This is a genomic window from Thermanaeromonas sp. (assembly GCF_021890735.1).
Lineage (GTDB): Bacteria > Bacillota > DSM-521 > Neomoorellales > Neomoorellaceae > Thermanaeromonas.
In genome coordinates, this window is the sequence record NZ_JAKKUR010000013.1 from 1 (window position 1) to 16076 (window position 16076).

The 16076-nt window shown below is 53.2% G+C and carries 19 protein-coding genes and 3 pseudogenes; 14 read left to right on the forward strand and 8 right to left on the reverse strand.

Annotated elements, in window-relative coordinates; translation table 11 throughout:
- Positions 1–230 precede the first annotated feature (230 nt).
- Genes L5656_RS04270 through L5656_RS04280 form a run of 3 tightly spaced genes read left to right on the forward strand, consistent with a single transcriptional unit; the run spans position 231 to position 872 of the window.
- Positions 231–446: a type II toxin-antitoxin system HicB family antitoxin gene (locus tag L5656_RS04270; RefSeq protein WP_297199539.1), complete on the forward strand. Its 216-nt coding sequence runs from the start codon at positions 231–233 to the stop codon at positions 444–446.
- A gap of 13 nt (positions 447–459) precedes the next feature.
- A complete protein-coding gene (locus L5656_RS04275) occupies positions 460–690 on the forward strand; it encodes a type II toxin-antitoxin system HicB family antitoxin (protein ID WP_297199364.1) in 231 nt (76 codons plus the stop codon).
- Positions 687–872 (forward strand): type II toxin-antitoxin system HicA family toxin, encoded by a 186-nt coding sequence (locus tag L5656_RS04280; RefSeq protein WP_297199542.1) that lies wholly within the window; start codon positions 687–689, stop codon positions 870–872. The genes L5656_RS04275 and L5656_RS04280 overlap by 4 nt, the downstream gene beginning before the upstream one ends.
- 170 nt (positions 873–1042) lie before the next feature.
- On the opposite strand, the gene L5656_RS04285 is transcribed toward L5656_RS04280, so the two are convergent.
- A complete protein-coding gene (locus tag L5656_RS04285; RefSeq protein WP_297199545.1) occupies positions 1043–1270 on the reverse strand; it encodes a type II toxin-antitoxin system HicB family antitoxin in 228 nt (75 codons plus the stop codon).
- Positions 1267–1365, reverse strand: a pseudogene (locus L5656_RS11320) (type II toxin-antitoxin system HicA family toxin); the annotation flags it as partial. The gene L5656_RS04285 and the pseudogene L5656_RS11320, both read right to left, overlap by 4 nt.
- A gap of 401 nt (positions 1366–1766) precedes the next feature.
- On the opposite strand from L5656_RS11320, the gene L5656_RS04290 reads away from it, so the two are divergent.
- The 3 genes from L5656_RS04290 to L5656_RS04300 all read left to right on the forward strand — a co-directional run bounded on the left by L5656_RS04290 (position 1767) and on the right by L5656_RS04300 (position 4904).
- Positions 1767–1946, forward strand: a complete 180-nt coding sequence (locus L5656_RS04290) for a carbon storage regulator (RefSeq protein ID WP_297199548.1) — start codon at positions 1767–1769, stop codon at positions 1944–1946.
- Positions 1947–2095: 149 nt separating this feature from the next.
- Positions 2096–3514: a flagellin gene (locus L5656_RS04295; RefSeq protein ID WP_297199551.1), complete on the forward strand. Its 1419-nt coding sequence runs from the start codon at positions 2096–2098 to the stop codon at positions 3512–3514.
- Positions 3515–3599: 85 nt separating this feature from the next.
- Positions 3600–4904: an MBL fold metallo-hydrolase gene (locus L5656_RS04300; protein ID WP_297199553.1), complete on the forward strand. Its 1305-nt coding sequence runs from the start codon at positions 3600–3602 to the stop codon at positions 4902–4904.
- Between the two features lie 325 nt (positions 4905–5229).
- On the opposite strand, the gene L5656_RS04305 is transcribed toward L5656_RS04300, so the two are convergent.
- A complete protein-coding gene (locus L5656_RS04305; RefSeq protein ID WP_297199556.1) occupies positions 5230–6159 on the reverse strand; it encodes an IS110 family transposase in 930 nt (309 codons plus the stop codon).
- Between the two features lie 78 nt (positions 6160–6237).
- On the opposite strand from L5656_RS04305, the pseudogene tnpA reads away from it, so the two are divergent.
- From tnpA to L5656_RS04335, 6 genes and pseudogenes are all read left to right on the forward strand, one after another.
- A pseudogene (gene tnpA / locus L5656_RS11325) lies at positions 6238–6464 on the forward strand (IS66 family insertion sequence element accessory protein TnpA).
- Complete coding sequence (gene tnpB / locus L5656_RS04315; protein ID WP_297199562.1) at positions 6458–6814, forward strand: IS66 family insertion sequence element accessory protein TnpB; 357 nt, start codon at positions 6458–6460, stop codon at positions 6812–6814. The pseudogene tnpA and the gene tnpB overlap by 7 nt, the downstream one beginning before the upstream one ends.
- Before the next feature lie 46 nt (positions 6815–6860).
- Positions 6861–7133, forward strand: a pseudogene (locus L5656_RS04320) (transposase domain-containing protein); the annotation flags it as partial.
- Between the two features lie 213 nt (positions 7134–7346).
- Positions 7347–7622 (forward strand): BrnT family toxin, encoded by a 276-nt coding sequence (locus tag L5656_RS04325; RefSeq protein ID WP_297199565.1) that lies wholly within the window; start codon positions 7347–7349, stop codon positions 7620–7622.
- Between the two features lie 4 nt (positions 7623–7626).
- Positions 7627–7941, forward strand: a complete 315-nt coding sequence (locus L5656_RS04330; RefSeq protein ID WP_297199568.1) for a CopG family antitoxin — start codon at positions 7627–7629, stop codon at positions 7939–7941.
- Entirely contained in the window at positions 7934–8185 is a 252-nt protein-coding gene (locus L5656_RS04335) for a DUF2442 domain-containing protein (RefSeq protein WP_297199571.1), read from the forward strand. The genes L5656_RS04330 and L5656_RS04335 overlap by 8 nt, the downstream gene beginning before the upstream one ends.
- 286 nt (positions 8186–8471) lie before the next feature.
- Here the strand turns inward: L5656_RS04335 and fliD are convergent, their stop codons facing one another.
- The 5 genes from fliD to L5656_RS04360 all read right to left on the reverse strand — a co-directional run bounded on the left by fliD (position 8472) and on the right by L5656_RS04360 (position 12493).
- Positions 8472–9536 carry a flagellar filament capping protein FliD gene (gene fliD / locus L5656_RS04340; RefSeq protein ID WP_297199573.1) on the reverse strand — a complete coding sequence of 355 codons (1065 nt, stop codon included), beginning with the start codon at positions 9534–9536 and terminating at the stop codon, positions 8472–8474.
- 237 nt (positions 9537–9773) lie between these two features.
- Positions 9774–10082, reverse strand: a complete 309-nt coding sequence (locus tag L5656_RS04345; RefSeq protein ID WP_297199576.1) for a flagellar cap protein FliD N-terminal domain-containing protein — start codon at positions 10080–10082, stop codon at positions 9774–9776.
- Positions 10083–10395: 313 nt separating this feature from the next.
- Positions 10396–10527 (reverse strand): hypothetical protein, encoded by a 132-nt coding sequence (locus L5656_RS04350; protein WP_297199579.1) that lies wholly within the window; start codon positions 10525–10527, stop codon positions 10396–10398.
- A gap of 306 nt (positions 10528–10833) precedes the next feature.
- Positions 10834–10998 carry a DUF1540 domain-containing protein gene (locus tag L5656_RS04355; protein ID WP_297199582.1) on the reverse strand — a complete coding sequence of 55 codons (165 nt, stop codon included), beginning with the start codon at positions 10996–10998 and terminating at the stop codon, positions 10834–10836.
- Between the two features lie 58 nt (positions 10999–11056).
- A complete protein-coding gene (locus L5656_RS04360; protein ID WP_297199584.1) occupies positions 11057–12493 on the reverse strand; it encodes an RtcB family protein in 1437 nt (478 codons plus the stop codon).
- Positions 12494–12544: 51 nt separating this feature from the next.
- Between L5656_RS04360 and polA the strand changes: the two genes are divergently transcribed.
- Positions 12545–15256, forward strand: coding sequence for a DNA polymerase I (polA, locus tag L5656_RS04365; RefSeq protein ID WP_297199587.1), 2712 nt, complete (start codon positions 12545–12547; stop codon positions 15254–15256).
- Positions 15249–16076: a DNA-formamidopyrimidine glycosylase gene (gene mutM, locus L5656_RS04370; RefSeq protein WP_297199590.1), complete on the forward strand. Its 828-nt coding sequence runs from the start codon at positions 15249–15251 to the stop codon at positions 16074–16076. Before polA ends, mutM begins: the two co-directional genes overlap by 8 nt.

Genomic DNA, 16076 nt, shown 5'->3' on the forward strand with positions numbered 1-16076 from the left:
CCAGCTTTGAACCGGTATTCCGGAGCAAGCCTCTCTAAATCGATTTACAATTCCTATCCTCACCGCCTCCCCCACTCCAGCAGCTTCTCAGCGTCCCGGACCCACCCGGCTACATAGGCCTTTTTAAAAAACTCCTCCACTTGAGCAGGATTTTGCCCACAGAAAACCTAAAACTTACTTAACCAAAGCATACTATGTAACGGCTGGAATGCGTCTTAGGAGGGAAGAACATGGCCCGCTTTATTGTCTACCTCGAACCCGCCGAAGAAGGAGGCTATATTGCTTCTGTACCGGCACTACCGGGCTGCGTCACCCAGGGGGAAACAAAGGAAGAAGCCTTGGCTATGGCCGAAGACGCCATAAAAGGTTATATCGAGAGCTTGAAAAAACATGGAGAGTCACTGCCCTTTGGCTTTTGGAAGAGCAGAAAAGAACGTCTAGTCTAGGGGGTTCAAGGAAATGCTTTACCGCTACAAAGTTATCCTCGAATGGGATGAGGAAGGTAAGGGCTATGTCGTTTCTGTTCCTGCCTTACCGGGGTGCTTCACCCAGGGAGATACCGTTGAAGAAGCATTGGAGAGGGCTAAAGAGGCTATAGCAGGCCACCTTGCGGCTTTAGCCCAGGAAGGTCTGCCCCTGCCTACTAAAGACGTTGAAATAGCCGAAGTGCAGGTAGAGATAGCCTCATGAGCAGGCTACCGAGGGTTACAGGTAAAGAAGTGGTTAGTGCGTTGAAGAGGGCTGGCTTTGTGGTGGTGAGAATACAGGGCAGCCACCACCACTTGCGAAAGCCGGGTGCTAGAAGCCTGGTTACTGTTCCTTATCGCAGGCCCTTGGGGAGTTCCTCCTTGCCAGCCAGGCTGATGGCGTGATAAAGCGCACCCTCGACGATTACCGCTTCCCTGCGGAAACCTTTAAGGCCCCGGAAGCTGTAAAAACACCTTCTATTTTGACCTGTAAGCCCGTGGAAAAGGCCGTGCAGGCACCTTTACCTCCCGGCCATTTTTGCGTCGTTTCTAGGGCCTTGTAGAAGCCGGTTTTGCTAAGCGAGCAGGCCCAGGTCCACACTTACGCGCTCAGCTATGGCCGCAGGCTGAGGAATGGGAAGGCCGTCCTCCTTCAAGCCCTCAATATGCATGCGTATGGCCCCAGCCGTGTTAGCCCTCACCTCTTCAAGCGTTGCGCCCGTAGCTACACAGCCTGGCAGGTCAGGGGAATAGGCCGAATAGTTATTGCCCGCCCTCTCAATCACAATAAGGTATTCGGTCATTGGCGGTTAACCTCCTTTAATCCGGCTTGCTTGAGTATGCTGTTTAACGTTCCCGGTGCCAGGTCATCGCCTAGGTTTCCATCGACAGTTACCCTCCACTTCCGCCACTTCAATGGCTGTGGGAAGCTCGAGCGCCTCTTCGGTCTCTAGATACAGCTCAATCGCTTGCCGGATGTTCGCATAACCGGCATTGCAGTTCTTCCCTAGCAAAAGTATAGCATAGATAAGAGATTAGCGCTGGCCCTTGAGGATTTTCTTCTAGTCCCTTCTACTTTATCATGCAAGGGATACACTAGACAGGGTTATGTAGTTTCCACTGCACACCGGGGGTAAGGTGCGGTCCTGCGGTCCCAGTAGACCATAACTGCTTTTTTCTACGTGGAAGGCCGCTGCTCCTTTCTGAAAGGGGACTAAAGTCCATAGGACCGCTGACGATAAATATCGAGTGAAGGGATGGCAGGAAGGCGGAAACGGTCCAGGGAGGGAAGTTGAGGAGGTGCTGGTGCTAAGCCGGAAGGAAAACCAGAGCATCATCATCGATGGGCACATAAAGGTTACCATAGTGCAGATTGCAAAGAGTCAGGTACGAGTAGGTATCGAGGCACCAGACGGTGTAAGAATTCTCAGGGCCGAGGTGCTGGAAAAGCACCGGACGCCCGTGGAGGAAACCGGTTAGGGAACACGCCTCATTCAGGGAAGAAGAGGCATGAAACCTTAAGATAAGAAAGGGGAGGTGGATTTCGGTTTCCTGGGAAGGGAATACCTGCCTTCCGCAGGAAGCGGCGAGGAAAGTAGACAGGGCTTCCCAGGGAAGCCGGAGAAGGTATGAGGATTAACCACAATATCTCGGCGTTAAACACCTATCGTCAGTTGTCGATTAACAACATGATGGCGGCTAAGTCGCTGGAGAAATTGTCCTCGGGCCTCAGGATCAACCGCGCGGGTGATGATGCTGCAGGCCTGGCGATCAGCGAAAAGATGCGGAGTCAGATCAGGGGACTGGAGCAAGCTATCCGAAACGCCCAGGACGGAATTTCGCTGATACAGACTGCGGAGGGTGCGCTGAACGAAACTCATAGCATTCTTCAGAGAATGCGGGAACTCGCGGTGCAGGCATCTTCTGATACCAACACCGACAGCGACCGCGCTGCTATCCAGGCAGAAATTAATCAACTTAAGGACGAGTTAACGAGGATCGCCAATAACACCGAATTTAACCAGAAAAAGCTTCTTAATGGGGAGCTTGCCCGCGCTGCGGCTGTAAGCGGAGCAAACGGCGATTTGGCTTCAGCTACCATTACCGTAAACCCCGGTTCCACGGATATTGGCAGCTACACTTTAACGGTTTCTAAATATGCGAGCAGAGCAACGTTAGGGGATGCTGCAGCATTTGCTACTACTGGAGCTACGGCTGGTACCATAACTATAAATGGGGTAAATATAAGCATTGCGGCAGGGGATTCATCTAGCGTTGTAATAGATAAGATTAACGCTTTGAAATCTCAAACGGGCGTCGAAGCATCACTGGGAACCAATGGCGGCATCAAGCTTACTTCGCTAAACAAGGGTAGCGACCAGACCATTCAAGTTAGTGGTGTGAAGAATGTCCTCAATAGCCTCGGTATAACTACGGATACCGGTACAGATGTCGGCGTATACAGCGCGGCGGGTACTGATGCTGTGGCGACGCTAACGCCCCAAAGTGGTGGCAGTGCCATATCACTTAAGGCGGTAGGCAATACTCTCTCCTATGATGTAACCGGTCTCAAGATTTCAATTAATACAACGCAAGAAGGAACTCCCACTGATTCTAATGATGACACTGCAACTATCATAATCTCGCCTGGTGGGCAGCTAGTGTTCCAAATTGGAGCTAATCAGGGGCAGAGTGTAGCTCTATCCATCGATAAGATGGATGCTGTAAGCTTGGGAGTAGCCAATATTGATTTAACCACGCATGCGGGTGCTAACAATGCTCTTTCAGTTCTTGATGCAGCTATTGAGCGCGTCTCGTCAGTTCGAGGCAATTTGGGTGCTCTACAAAATCGACTTGAGCACACTATCAACAACCTGGGTACCGCTTCTGAAAACCTGACCGCCGCTGAGTCCCGTATCCGCGACGTGGACATGGCCAAGGAAATGATGGAATTTACCAAGCTCAGCATCCTCCAGCAGGCCGCCACAGCCATGCTCGCCCAGGCCAACATGCAGCCGCAGATGGTGCTGCAACTCCTGGGTAGGTAGGTCGGCAGAAGTAAAGGGCGGAGGCCATCCTCCGCCCTTTACTTCTTTGGCGTGAAGGTAGAGTTGTAATGGGAGGTCGTCTGGGATGCCTCAGCAACGCATTGATTGTGAGTTTTGTTTTCATAACGTGGGCCAGGGGCTTTTCTATACGGGGTACGTGGCCGACTTCAGGTTTATATACGATTGCGGGAGCCAGATAGGGGCATGTGCCGAAAAGGCTGTTTTAAACTATTGCAGCGCCATCCAAGGCAATTCATCCGGCAAAGTGTCATTGCTGGTCCTATCCCACTTGCACCACGACCACGTCTCTGGACTCAAAGCTCTTTTCGAACGTGTTACCGTGGAAGTTGCGGTCCTACCTTATCTGAGACCCTGGGAGAGGCTGCTCCTGGCCTGTGTTGTTACGGGCTATTCTCCGTGGTACCTGGATATGTTGCGGGACCCAGTCGGTTTTCTCAGTAAGTACAAAGTAGGCAGGGTTGTCTTGATTACGCATGGTTGGCGTGGAGAACCTAATGACCGACACAGCACCGACTCTGCTGGCCGTTCAGGCCCAGACAAGGTGGGTGACACACCAGTTGATATGAGTGAGCTGGCAGACTTGGATGAGGATAGGTTGAACAAGATCTTTCAGAAGGAAGAAGAAAATGGTAATGATTGGCGAAGGCTATATCGAGATGGGAAGTTGATGGTAAAGACCCATTACGGAATCTTCAGACTTAGAAAGCTATGGGAATTTGTGATTTACAACCAACCAGTTTCGGACGACTGGATTGAGGATTTTAGGAATTGCGTTTCGCAACTTGCGGCGCGTACGGACTACAATAAATTTCCGTTAAGGTTACTCAAGGACAGTAATTGCCTAAAAGAATTGAGGAGGTGCTACCGGGAGGACCTAATGAAAGGCCGCAAGGATCTAAACTTTACTTCCTTGGCTTTATGGCATGGACCTATAAACCCCGACGGGTGGAAGATGGAATGGGGACATTGTCCTTGCTATGCATCCGACGCCACTTCCAGAATAAAATTTGCCCTCAAAGCATGCTCCATGGGCGGGGGATGCTCCTTTGTGGCGGATCTTAGCCGGAATCTATCGTTCGGACAGTTGCTTACCGGCGATATGAACCTCAACAATAACTACGAAGGGTTCAAAAAGCATTTTGGGACCAAACTGGAATCCACGGCTGTCTGCCTCGTACCCCACCACGGATCCGCCCGCAACTGGAACAATAATATATTAAAAGATCTGCGATCCTGTAAAGTATGGGTTATTTCCGCCGGACTCGAGAACCGTTACTATCACCCCCATAAACAAGTCCTCCGAGACCTCTTGCAAAGCGGGCAGGCATTATGTTGGGTGCACGAAAAGTTATGCCTTGTGATAAAGTGATTGATGCATTAGCCACATTGAAGCTCTATATTAATGTTTCTCCCGAATGGTTGTTACCTTGGCAAGAACCCCTTCATAGCTCCTTGCATCTATTGCCGGACGTGCGGGTCGAGCAAACACGCAACCGGAGGTGATATTGTAGGTCCTGGGAAAGTAAGCGGATCGGCATTAGCGGTCTCGTAAGTAAGTATCATTCCAAAGATCTATCTTTGAATGGCCTGTCCTAGGCTGCGACCTGGAACGACAAATCCCCTTTGGCCTGTTTCTCCCAGAGTGGCGGTCAAGACACAGATTGTGCTCTGGTCAACTTTCCACGCCCCTCTTCTCAAGAGGACCCATTCTCCGTCGCAGGCTCCCGGTAGGGGCTCCCCGTCTTCATCATCCGGAAAACGATGTTCACCAGCCTCCGCATGACGTAGACCATGGCCCGGTGGCGGTGCTCCGGCTCCTTCTCGGCGAGCTTCTTCTGGTAGTAGGCGTACATGAGGGGGTTCCTGGGGTTGCCGTCCCTGTCCGTGGCCACGTGCTGGACGGCGAGCATGTAGAAGGCGTGGTTCAGGCGCCTCTTGCCGTAGCGGTTCCGGCGGTGGCTTATTCTTTCCCCCGAGCTGAAGCTTACAGGGCAAATCCCAGCGTACTTCGCCACCTGGTCGGCGGAGCGGAAGCGGCTGACGTCGCCTATGTAGGCGATGATGGCTGCCGCCGTGACAATGGAGATGCCGGGCATGGTGAGGAGGTTGGGGTAGGGCGAGGCGTAGACGAGCCGCTCCAGGGCCGCTTTCACCCGCCGTATTTCCTCCTTCAAGTGCATGAGCCTCCGGACGCAGGAGCGGGTTACCTCGTCGTGGGCGTCCTGGAGGGGCGAAGTGGTCCAGCCGCTCTCCCTTGCCGCCGAGAGTATCTGCCTGGCCTTCTCCAGGTACCTCCCGGGGTAGCGCTTTTCCCGCAGGAAATCGGCGAGGCTCTCCTCGGTCTCGGAGAGGAGGGCCCGGGGGCTGGGGAAGCGCTCGAAGAAGGCCAAGGCCACCCTGCCGTCGAGTCTCCTGAAGAAGCGCTGGTAGTTGGGGTAGTGCTGCATGAGGTGGGCGTGGAGGGCGTTGGTGACCCTGGCGGCCTCTTCCACCAGGTGGTCGTGGATGGCCAGAAGCTTTTTCATGGCGTAGTAAAGGTCGTCGGGCTTCGCGTCCTTCAGGCGCGGGAGGTCGAGGATGAGGGAGCGGCAGATGGCCTTAGCGTCCTCGAAGGTAAGCGTCAAATACAACCCACCTTGGCCCTGTGCTCGAGTTTAAGGGATAATCTTCCTCAGAAAACGGACTGAGGAAGATTTCCCCTTATGACCAGAGCCGAATTACAAAAGCTATGGGAAGTTCGCATAGCTGAATACAGGGAAAGCGGGCAAAGCGTTAAAGAATGGTGCGCCTCCCATGAGGGCATTAGCCCCAGGCAGTTATGGTACTGGCCCTACTGGTCAAAATAGGACCGGCCAGCATCGAGGTAAGACCCGGCTTTGACCCGGCCTTACTCACCCAGGTAGTTCAGGTGCTGATGGCATTATGCTAAACGAAGTTGGTATCGACCGGGTTTACCTCGCCTGCGGCGCCACAGACTTGCGCAAGTCCATCGACGGCCTGGCGGTGCTGGTCAAGGAAGGCTTCGAATTAGACCCATTTTCTTCTTGCCTCTTTGTCTTCTGCAACCGTAAGAGGGACAAACTGAAGATCCTCCACTGGGAGCACAACGGGTTCTGGCTTTATTACCGCCGGCTGGAGAAGGGCAAATTCATATGGCCGCAAGACACTACTTCTTCCACCATCACCATAAGCCGCCGGGAGCTGCGCTGGTTGCTTGATGGCCTCTCCCTAAACCAGCCTAAAGCTCATCCCGAGGTAAAAGCGCGCACCATCTTGTAAAAGAAATCGCTAGAAAGAAATATTTTTTGTCTGGGGTTGATTTTAGAAAATTGATAACATCCGCAGCGAGCGTTCTATAAAACCCTTTGTTATTGGCCATAAGAACTGGTTATTTGCCAACATCCCGCGGGGTGCTAAAGCGAATGCTATTGTTTACAGCATTATAGAGACAGCCAAGGAGAACGGGTTAAATCCCTTCCACTACCTTGCTTATCTCTTCGACAGGCTACCCAACCTGGACACGCAGGATAAAGAGGTATTAGATCAACTTCTGCCGTGGTCGGATACTCTGCCCCCCATTTGCCGGATGAATAATTAATTAAGCTTGCTTTAGCCCCTGCCTTAGGTGATTAGGTAGGGATTCTTTTTATGCTTCCTGCCTAACCCCAAAGGTGGGTAGTATTTGACGCTTACTTAAGTTTAGTGGCTTAACATATATTACCAATTCCCACTTGGAGTTGACACTAACGTCGGGTGCCAACGGCTTGACATTGGCACGACGTAAGAGTTACACTAAAAGAGGGTGCGGAGAGTGCTACGAATAAAGGGCTTTAAGTGGGATACATGGAATACTGGCCATATTGCCAGGCATAGAGTGCGGCCCGAGGAAGCGGAAGAAGTGTTTTTTAACGAGCCGCTTTTTCGGAAGGGCCGCAGCGGCACTTACATGGCGCTGGGCCCTACGGACGACGGGCGGCTGCTGACGGTAATATACGCGGTCAGGCCGGGCGGCGAGGTCTACGTGGTGACGGCCCGCGACATGGACCATAAAGAAAGGCGGCTCTACCGCCGCGAAAGGAGGCGTTGAGGCGGTGAAGAGAGAAAGGACAATACCGGAATTCAAAAACGAACGGGAGATGGCCGAGTTTTGGGACACCCACAGCGTGGCCGACTACTGGGACCAGCTTGAGCCGGAAGAAGTCGAGCTGGCCCCGGAGCTGGCGGCAAAAGCGGCCGAGCGGCAGAAGACCAAACGTATTACTTTGCGCCTGCGGGTCTCCCAGATCGAAGCGGCTAAAGAAATCGCGAGGAAGAAGGACATCCCCTACCAGACCCTCATGCGCTCTTGGATCGCCCAGGGGATAGAGCGTGAACTGGCCGAAATAAGAAGAGAGACAGGTGTTTAGTGCAAGGCTTGAGAGCAAATGCCAGGAAGTCCGTAGCGCGTACCCCGTCGGGAGGCACCATCTGGTCCTGGAGTTTGAGACCGGGGAGTACCGGGTGGTCGATATCCGCCCGTTCCTGAAAGGGTCGGTGTTTGAGCCCCTGAAGGATCCATGCTTTTTCCGCCAGGTAAGGGTGGACCCCGACGCGGGCATCGTGGTCTGGCCCAACGGGACGGATATAATGCCCGGACGTGATGTACGCTAACAGCGTCCCGCTCGAAATTTTAGTGAAACCGGCTGGGAGCGGCCGATCGCTTAACCGAGCGCGTCCAGCAAAAGCAATAACGAGGTGGTAAAATCGGCAGCAAGCGGGTATGTGCATATTTCCGAAGTCGTCCACCGGAGCAAAGCCTACCAATAGGATAATTGCCGGGAGGTAGCAGGCAGGATTGGATAACTCCAGATAGTTTTGGCGGCCCTACCTGCGGGTCGCTTTTCGTTTTTTAGGGGAAGTAAAAAGCATGGTAAAAGCGGCGACCGCCGTTGACACTTTAGCGTTGTGTACCGTACATACTGAACTGCTGTGCCAACCAGGCACTTTGCATATTCATACGTGCGATGGCCCGCTCCAGTGCCGTAAACTGCCGCCAGTAGCGGTCTTCGATCTGCCGCAACCTATTCTCCCAGGCAGCGATTCTTTCGTTTAACTGGGCAATCTCCCTACCGATAGCGCTGGTATCCACTCTAGAAAATGACACATCGCTCCCAGCTTTGGCGTAAAGCATTTTTAAAGCGTTTTCCACATCGTCATAAAGTCTTTGGGCAATGCCCTTTTCGTTGTAAGCTTTAGGATCTTCTGGGCTCTTAGTGAAAAGCCTCATCACCGCGACAGGATCTTTAGAAAGGGCCTCCCGTAACTTAGCCTCATTGATGTAAAGCTTACCCCTCTCGGCATAAAGACCTGTAGTGATACCTATATCGGCCAATGTGTCAGCACTTGCGGACAGACCTGGCACTACAGCAGACATAGTAGCGCGCATCTTATCTAGAATACTTTGCAACAGTGGGTCTCCCTGTAAAAGCCCGCTCCTGGCCTTTTCCTCCCATTTCTTTTCCTGCTCGTCGGAAAGTTGTTCCCTCTGCTCATCGGTAAGCGGTAAGTAATCCCGGTACCGGGGCTCGGTGAGCTTGGCGTTGATTTTGCCGATGAGCTCATTGTAGGCGTTGACGAAATCTTTGATGGCGTTAAAAACTGCGTCGGTGTCGGCTGAGACGGTTATGGTGACAGGGTTATTAGGGTCAGCCTTCTTTAGATTGAGCGTAATACCGGCTACCGTAGGGGCGTTCGTCGAGCTAGTGTAGGTTAATTTGGCGTCACCGATAGTGATGTTGAACGATGCATTTTGGCCGACATTGCGGTAAGGAAGAGACGGATCATTGTAAATTGCACCGTCACCTTTAAGCAATAGCCCTAAAATGTTATTTCCCTCTCCATTGGGATCAGAGAGGAAGTTGTGTGAATCATTTCTAACTACTATTTTCGCATCTTCACCCGTAGAAGTGGTGGTGAGAATAAAACGATTCAAATTGGAGTCATAGGAGGCGATTATCCCCAAGTCGGCATCGTTGATTTTTTTGACGACGTCATAGATAGTGTTCTTGGTGGTGTCAAAACTAAAGTAATCTGTGCCTTTCTTCCCTTTGCTGCCTTCCAGCTCAAAAGAGATAGTCCCTGTTATCCCAAACTGTTCAGCAAGAGTCTTGACGGTTTTGGTGTTATCATCGTATTCTTCCTCCAGGTTCTTCTGGCTTACTTTATAAACCCCGGTGGCCAGGCTTGTTACTTCTACGGTTTAGGTTCCAGGTGTAGCGTTGGGGCCGGCTGTGGCGACTACTGAACTTTCATCCGACGATACAGCCTTCTTGGCCAGGTAAGTGGCCTGCAGCTTCATGGCAAAAACTTTGTCCCTGAACGAACGCAGCGCGGCGTAAATGGACCGATAGTCCTCCTGTTGCCACTCCAAAATTTGCTTTTGCTGGTTTAGCTTATCTATGCGCATCCGCTCTATTTTCATTAGTTCCTTGACGATTGACTCAGTATCCAGTCCCGTAGCCAGGCCGGTCAAGCGTAAGCTGGAGCTGATAGCCGAAACCGAGCTCATAAGGTCACTCTCCTTTTTTGCTAACCGTGTTCCTCGTAAAAATAAAAATCGGAATTTCGTAGTATAACCTTAGGCTGTTTGGTCCTTCATAAAACTCGACGAAAACACCTCAGGATAAACCGCGCTGTGACGGCGCGGCGGGCCTGGCGATTACCGAGAGGTGGCGCGGCCAAAACCGCACCTTAAGGAAGGTTGAATTTCTAGCCCAAAAGTTTCACGTAATCCTTATTCGCTTTCACAGTGTTAAAAAGCTTCTTATCCGCAGTCCAGAACTTGCATGGACCCGTTTTAGAATTTTTAGATGCAATTTCTGCTACTGGTAGGTAAGCTGCATCATAAAGGGTGGGCAGGTCTGCAAGATAACGGACGGCTTGCCCGTTTCTAATACTCGTTTTATGATGGCACTTGCATTTTGACGGATTTCGGTTACTCCTACAGTAAACATTAGAAAACAACCCCTTTTTTGCATTGTTACCGGTAGTATAGCAGTTAAGTACTAATTTAGCAATATTCCCTGAGTACGGGCTAACGGCCTAGCTGCACAACGACGGAGTGGGTACGGAGGAGAATAAGGGAATATTGGGCCGGCTCTTGTTAAGTGCAATTTAATAGAACGGGCCTCCCGGAAACCGGGAGGCCTCGGCTTATTGTTAAAGGAGCTGCATCTTGCCCTACGCCCGGGGTGTGACCACGTTAATCACCGGCCCCAGGCTTTGAGGAAGCGGACTTCTAAGAAGCGGGCTTCTAATTTCTATTTCTTGACTGCATGCCGCGGTATGAAGGTATCGCAAGCCGTGTCGTCGGAAACGGAGATCATGTGGTCCATGGAGGTGGGACGCACTTGGATGCTGGAGGCCTTGCATTCGTTTCCTTCTTGGTACAGGCACTGGTCTACTGAGCACTTGATCCTGGGCATTTTGATCACCTCCTTCCACGGGTGTTAGGATTACCCATGGAAGGCTAATTTATGCAATTTAGCCCTCATCTCCCTCGCCTTTAATTACGGCCAGGGGTTTAAGCCTGACTACCGGCCTAGTTAACCCCGCATCCACCAGGGTGCCCACTACTTCATCTATGTCCTTATAGGCCACCGGAGCCTCATCGAGGAGGTAGCGTAAATTTTTCGCCCGTAGGAGCACACCCTTAAGGGATTCCCGGAGCTCTTCTGTGGTTAGGGAGCTTTTCGCCTTTTTTCTCGACATGACCCGGCCTGCTCCGTGGTTTACGGAGTTGAAGGTCTCCCCGATGCGCTCCGTACCTATGACGACATAAGAAGCCGTGCCCATGCTTCCGGGGATTATGGCCGGGTGGCCGGTTTTAAAATAACGGGCCGGGTTTTCTTTGTGTCCTGCGGGTAAGGCCCGGGTTGCCCCTTTGCGGTGGACCAAAAGCAGCCTTCCGTTATGTTCTTCGAATTTAGCTATGTTATGGGCCACGTCATATACCAGCTCAAGCCCTATTTCTTCCAGGGGAAGCTTTAGAACTTCCTCAAAGGCTTCCCGCACCAGGAAGGTTATAAGCTGGCGGTTGGCAAAGGCGAAGTTGGCCGCACAGGCCATTGCCGCAAGGTACTCACGTCCTTCAGGCGAATCTATGGGTGCCGCGGCCAGCCCTTTGCTGGGAAGCCGGATGCCGTATTTAGAAGCAGCCTGGGCCATGCGGGCGGAGTAGTCGGTGCAGATCTGGTGGCCGAAGCCGCGGCTTCCGGTATGGATGAGAACGGTCAATTGGCCCTCGTTAAGCCCCATTACAGAAGCAACTTCAGGCAGGAAGACCTTTTCCACCTCGCCTATCTCTATGAAATGGTTTCCGCCGCCTATGGTGGCCAACTGGTCGGCCCGCTCCCGGGCCTCTCTGCTTACTGCTTTAAGGTCCGCACCGGGTAGAGCCCCGCCTGCTTCGATGGAGGCTTCATCCTCAGGGAAGCCGTAGCCCCGCCTGATAAAATAGGCTGCGCCCCGGTGGGTTACGGCCTCTAGGTCGGCCTCCCTAAATTCTCGGTAAAGGCTGGACTTGCCCACCCCGGAAGGGACGCGCTTTTCTATGGCTGCAAGAAGTTTTTCAAGTTTCCCCGTGCTTAAAGATTTTGCTTCCAGGTTGGTACGCAGGAGGCGCACCCCGCAGTTTATATCCATCCCTACGGCGCCGGCGGAGACCACCCCGTTTTGGGCATCCGTGGCCATTACTCCCCCTATGGGCAGGCCGAATCCGGTGTGGATGTCCGGCATGCCTATGACCGGAGGCACCACCCCCGGGAGGCTTGCCGCATCGGCAAGTTGCTTTAAAGCCTCGCTTTCACCGAACTGGGCTTTTAGCTTAGGGCTTAAGAACACCAAAGCCTCCACCTGCATATCGCCCGAGGGTCGCAGGCGGTAGCGGTTTTTTCCGCAGGGTTCCAGGCTCAAAGTCATTCCTCATCCCCCCGTCAAGAAAGTTGCCTGGAAAGGGTGTAATAGAGTACAATGGATAAAGCTAGGTCAACAGGTGAGGTAACTTCTATGGCAGCCAGGTTGTTACTTGTAGACGGTAACAGTGTAGCCCACCGGGCTTTTCATGCCCTGCCCTTGCTTTCTACAAGTACCGGAGTGTTCACCAACGCGGTGTACGGCTTTACCACCATGCTCCAAAAGGCCCTGTCAGAGGCCAAACCGGAATACGTCGCGGTGGCCTTCGATCACGGTAAAGTCACCTTTCGTACCGGGATGCTCTCCAGCTACAAAGCCCAGAGGCCGGAGACCGCGGTGGAACTAAGGCCCCAGTTTGAGCTTATTAAAAAGTTACTTAAGGCCTGGCGGATAGCCACGTATGAACAAGAAGGTTTTGAAGCCGACGACATAATCGGCACGCTGGCCTGCCAGGCCAAGGAAATGGGGCTGACCTGTCTTATTTTAACAGGCGACCGGGATGCCCTGCAACTTGTGGACGAAAAGGTTAAGGTAATGCTCATGCGGAAGGGCATTTCCCAGGTCACCGTCTACGACGTCCACCTCATCCGGCAGGAGTACGGCCTGGAGCCCGTTCAGCTTATAGATGTAAAGGCCCTCATGGGAGATGCATCGGATAACATTCCCGGGGTGCCCGGCATAGGGGAAAAGACCGCCCTGCAGCTCGTGCGGCAGTACGGCGATCTGGAAGGGGTGCTCGCTCACGTGCACGAGCTTAAAAAAAGTAAGGTAGCGGAGAACTTAGCGGCTCATGCCGGGCAGGCGCGGCTTGCGCGGGAGCTTGCCACCATTCGGGTTGATGTGCCTGTTAAGCTGGATTTGGACTACTGCCGCAGGCAAAAGCCCGACTATGAAGCCTTGCTTTCGCTGTATAAAGAGCTGGAATTTCACAGTCTCATTAAAGGCGTCCTCCAGGAAATGCAGGAGGCAAAAAACGAGCGTTCGCCGGCTTCCCTTCCTTCTCCTCAGGTCAAGGTGAAATCTTTAGCCTTACCCCAGCCCCGGCTTTTAGAAAATGTGGAAGAGTTGGGACGCCTGGCCGGGGACTTGGCGGGACGAGAAGAGGTAGCCCTGGAGCTTAAACTCAGCTCTCCGGCTTATTTAGAAGCGGGGCTCGAAGCTTTGGCTCTGGCCTGGGGAGAGAACGTCGCCGTTTTTGAGGCGCGGCGGGTTCCCCTTAAGGCCGTGGCTGCGGCCCTTTTTCCGCTTCTGGGCGAGGATAAAACTCCCCTTCTTTTCCACGATGCCAAAGCCAAACTGGCCTGGCTTATGGGGACCGGGGCGAGATTGGGGGATCCGGCGGGCGACACTATGGTGGCAGGCTATCTTTTAAATCCGACGGCTTCCCGGCATGACCTGCCCGAACTTTGCCTGGAGCACCTTGATGTGGCCCTAGTCGAGGAGCCTGATCCTTTGCTTAACACGGCTCGCCGGGCTTACAGCGTCTTCAGGCTCCACCAGGTTTTGGCGGAGAAGATAAGGCTTGCCGGTATGGAGAGGCTTTACAAGGATGTGGAAGTACCTTTAACAAGGGTTCTGGCCGCCATGGAGAGGAGCGGGGTGGCCGTAGATCTTGATACTCTTGACAGCATGGGGGCCGAACTGGAGGACGCTTTAGAAAAGCTCACTTCCGAGATATACGAGCTGGCCGGGGAAGCTTTTAACATAAATTCCCCCCGGCAGTTAGCTTATATTCTTTTTGAAAAGCTGGGCCTTCCTCCGGTAAAGCGCACCAAGACCGGGTATTCCACCGACGCGGAAGTCTTGGAGGAGCTGGCGGATAAGCACGAGATAGCCGCCAAACTGGTGGAGTACCGGCAGGTTATGAAGCTAAAGTCTACCTACGTGGACGGGCTTAAACCGTTGATCAACCCCCGTACGGGCCGCCTGCATACCAGCTTTAACCAGACGGTCACCGCTACCGGCCGTCTGTCCAGCAGCGAACCTAATCTGCAGAATATACCGGTGCGCATGGACCTGGGGCGCCGCCTGCGCAAGGCCTTCGTTCCCCGGGGCCCGGGTAGGGCATTGCTTGCCGCCGACTACTCTCAGATCGAGCTGCGGGTACTGGCCCATATCTCGGGGGATGAGAGGCTCAAGGAGGCCTTCCTTAAGGGTGAGGATATCCATACCCGTACTGCTGCCGAAGTCTTCGGGGTTCCTTTGGAGGAGGTTACTCCGGAGATGAGGCGCCGGGCCAAGGCGGTTAACTTCGGGATAGTTTACGGTATAAGCGATTACGGCCTGGCCAAAGACCTCGGTATCGGCCGCCGGGAAGCCCATGAGTATATCGAGCGCTATTTCCAGCGCTACCCCCGGGTCAAGGCCTACCTGGAGGAAGTGGTGCAGAAAGCCCGTGAAACAGGGTATGTTACCACCCTTCTCGGGCGGCGGAGGTATCTTCCGGATCTATTCAGCCCCAACCATAATATCAGGGCCTTTGGTGAGCGTACGGCCAGGAACACGCCCATCCAGGGCAGCGCGGCGGACATTATTAAAGTGGCCATGGTAAGGATTTTCCGCCGGATGGAGAAGGAAGGGTTTGCGGCGGAGATGATCCTTCAAGTCCACGATGAGTTGATATTCGATGTGCCGGAGCCGGAGCTCCGAAGGGTGGCGCTTTTGGCCAAGGAGTGTATGGAGAAGGCCTTACCTTTAGAGGTGCCCCTACAGGTAGACATAAAGTGGGGTCCCAACTGGTACGAACTGGAGGAGAGGAGCCTTGCCTGAGCTACCCGAGGTAGAAACCGTACGGCGCACCCTGGAGCCCTTACTTAAAGGCCGGGCTATAACGGAAGCTAGGGTGTTACATCCTTCCGTAGTAAGAGGTCCGGAAGTACACGAATTTTCTTCCTTGCTTCCGGAGAAAAAGGTGATTGCTTTAGAGCGCCGGGGAAAGTATTTGCTATGGTCCCTGAGCGAAGGGTACACTTTGATCTGGCATCTGGGCATGACGGGAAGGCTTTTGTGGGTAGAACGACCTGAGGGTGCTCTGGAGCCCCATACCCATGTGATTATAACCTTTAGTAACGGCGGCCAGGTCCGCTTTGTAGACGTAAGGCGCTTCGGCCGCTGCTACCTGGGCCATACTGAAGAAGTGTTGCGGGAGGTCGGCGTAAAGGATTTGGGGGTGGAGCCTTTAAGCCCTGAGTTTACTGTAGAGAGGCTTGCCCAGATGACACGGTCCACCAAGAGGCGGATTAAAGAGGTTTTGATGGACCAGCACTGTATTGCAGGCCTGGGCAATATTTATAGCGATGAGGCCCTTTTCCAGGCCGGGCTTCATCCTCTAAGGCCTGCTTCCTCCTTAAGCGAGGAAGAGATCGAGCGCCTGCACCGGGCCATACGCGGGGTGCTTGAGGCAGGTATTTCCCATGGCGGCACGAGTTTTCGCGATTATGTAAACGGCCTGGGGCAGAGGGGAAACCACCAGGATTACCTGGCCGTGTACGGGAAAAAGGGCGAGCCCTGCCCCCGCTGTGGAAAGGCTATTGAGACTTTAAAGGTAGGCGGGCGTACCAGCTATTTTTGTTCTAGGTGCCAAGTGTGA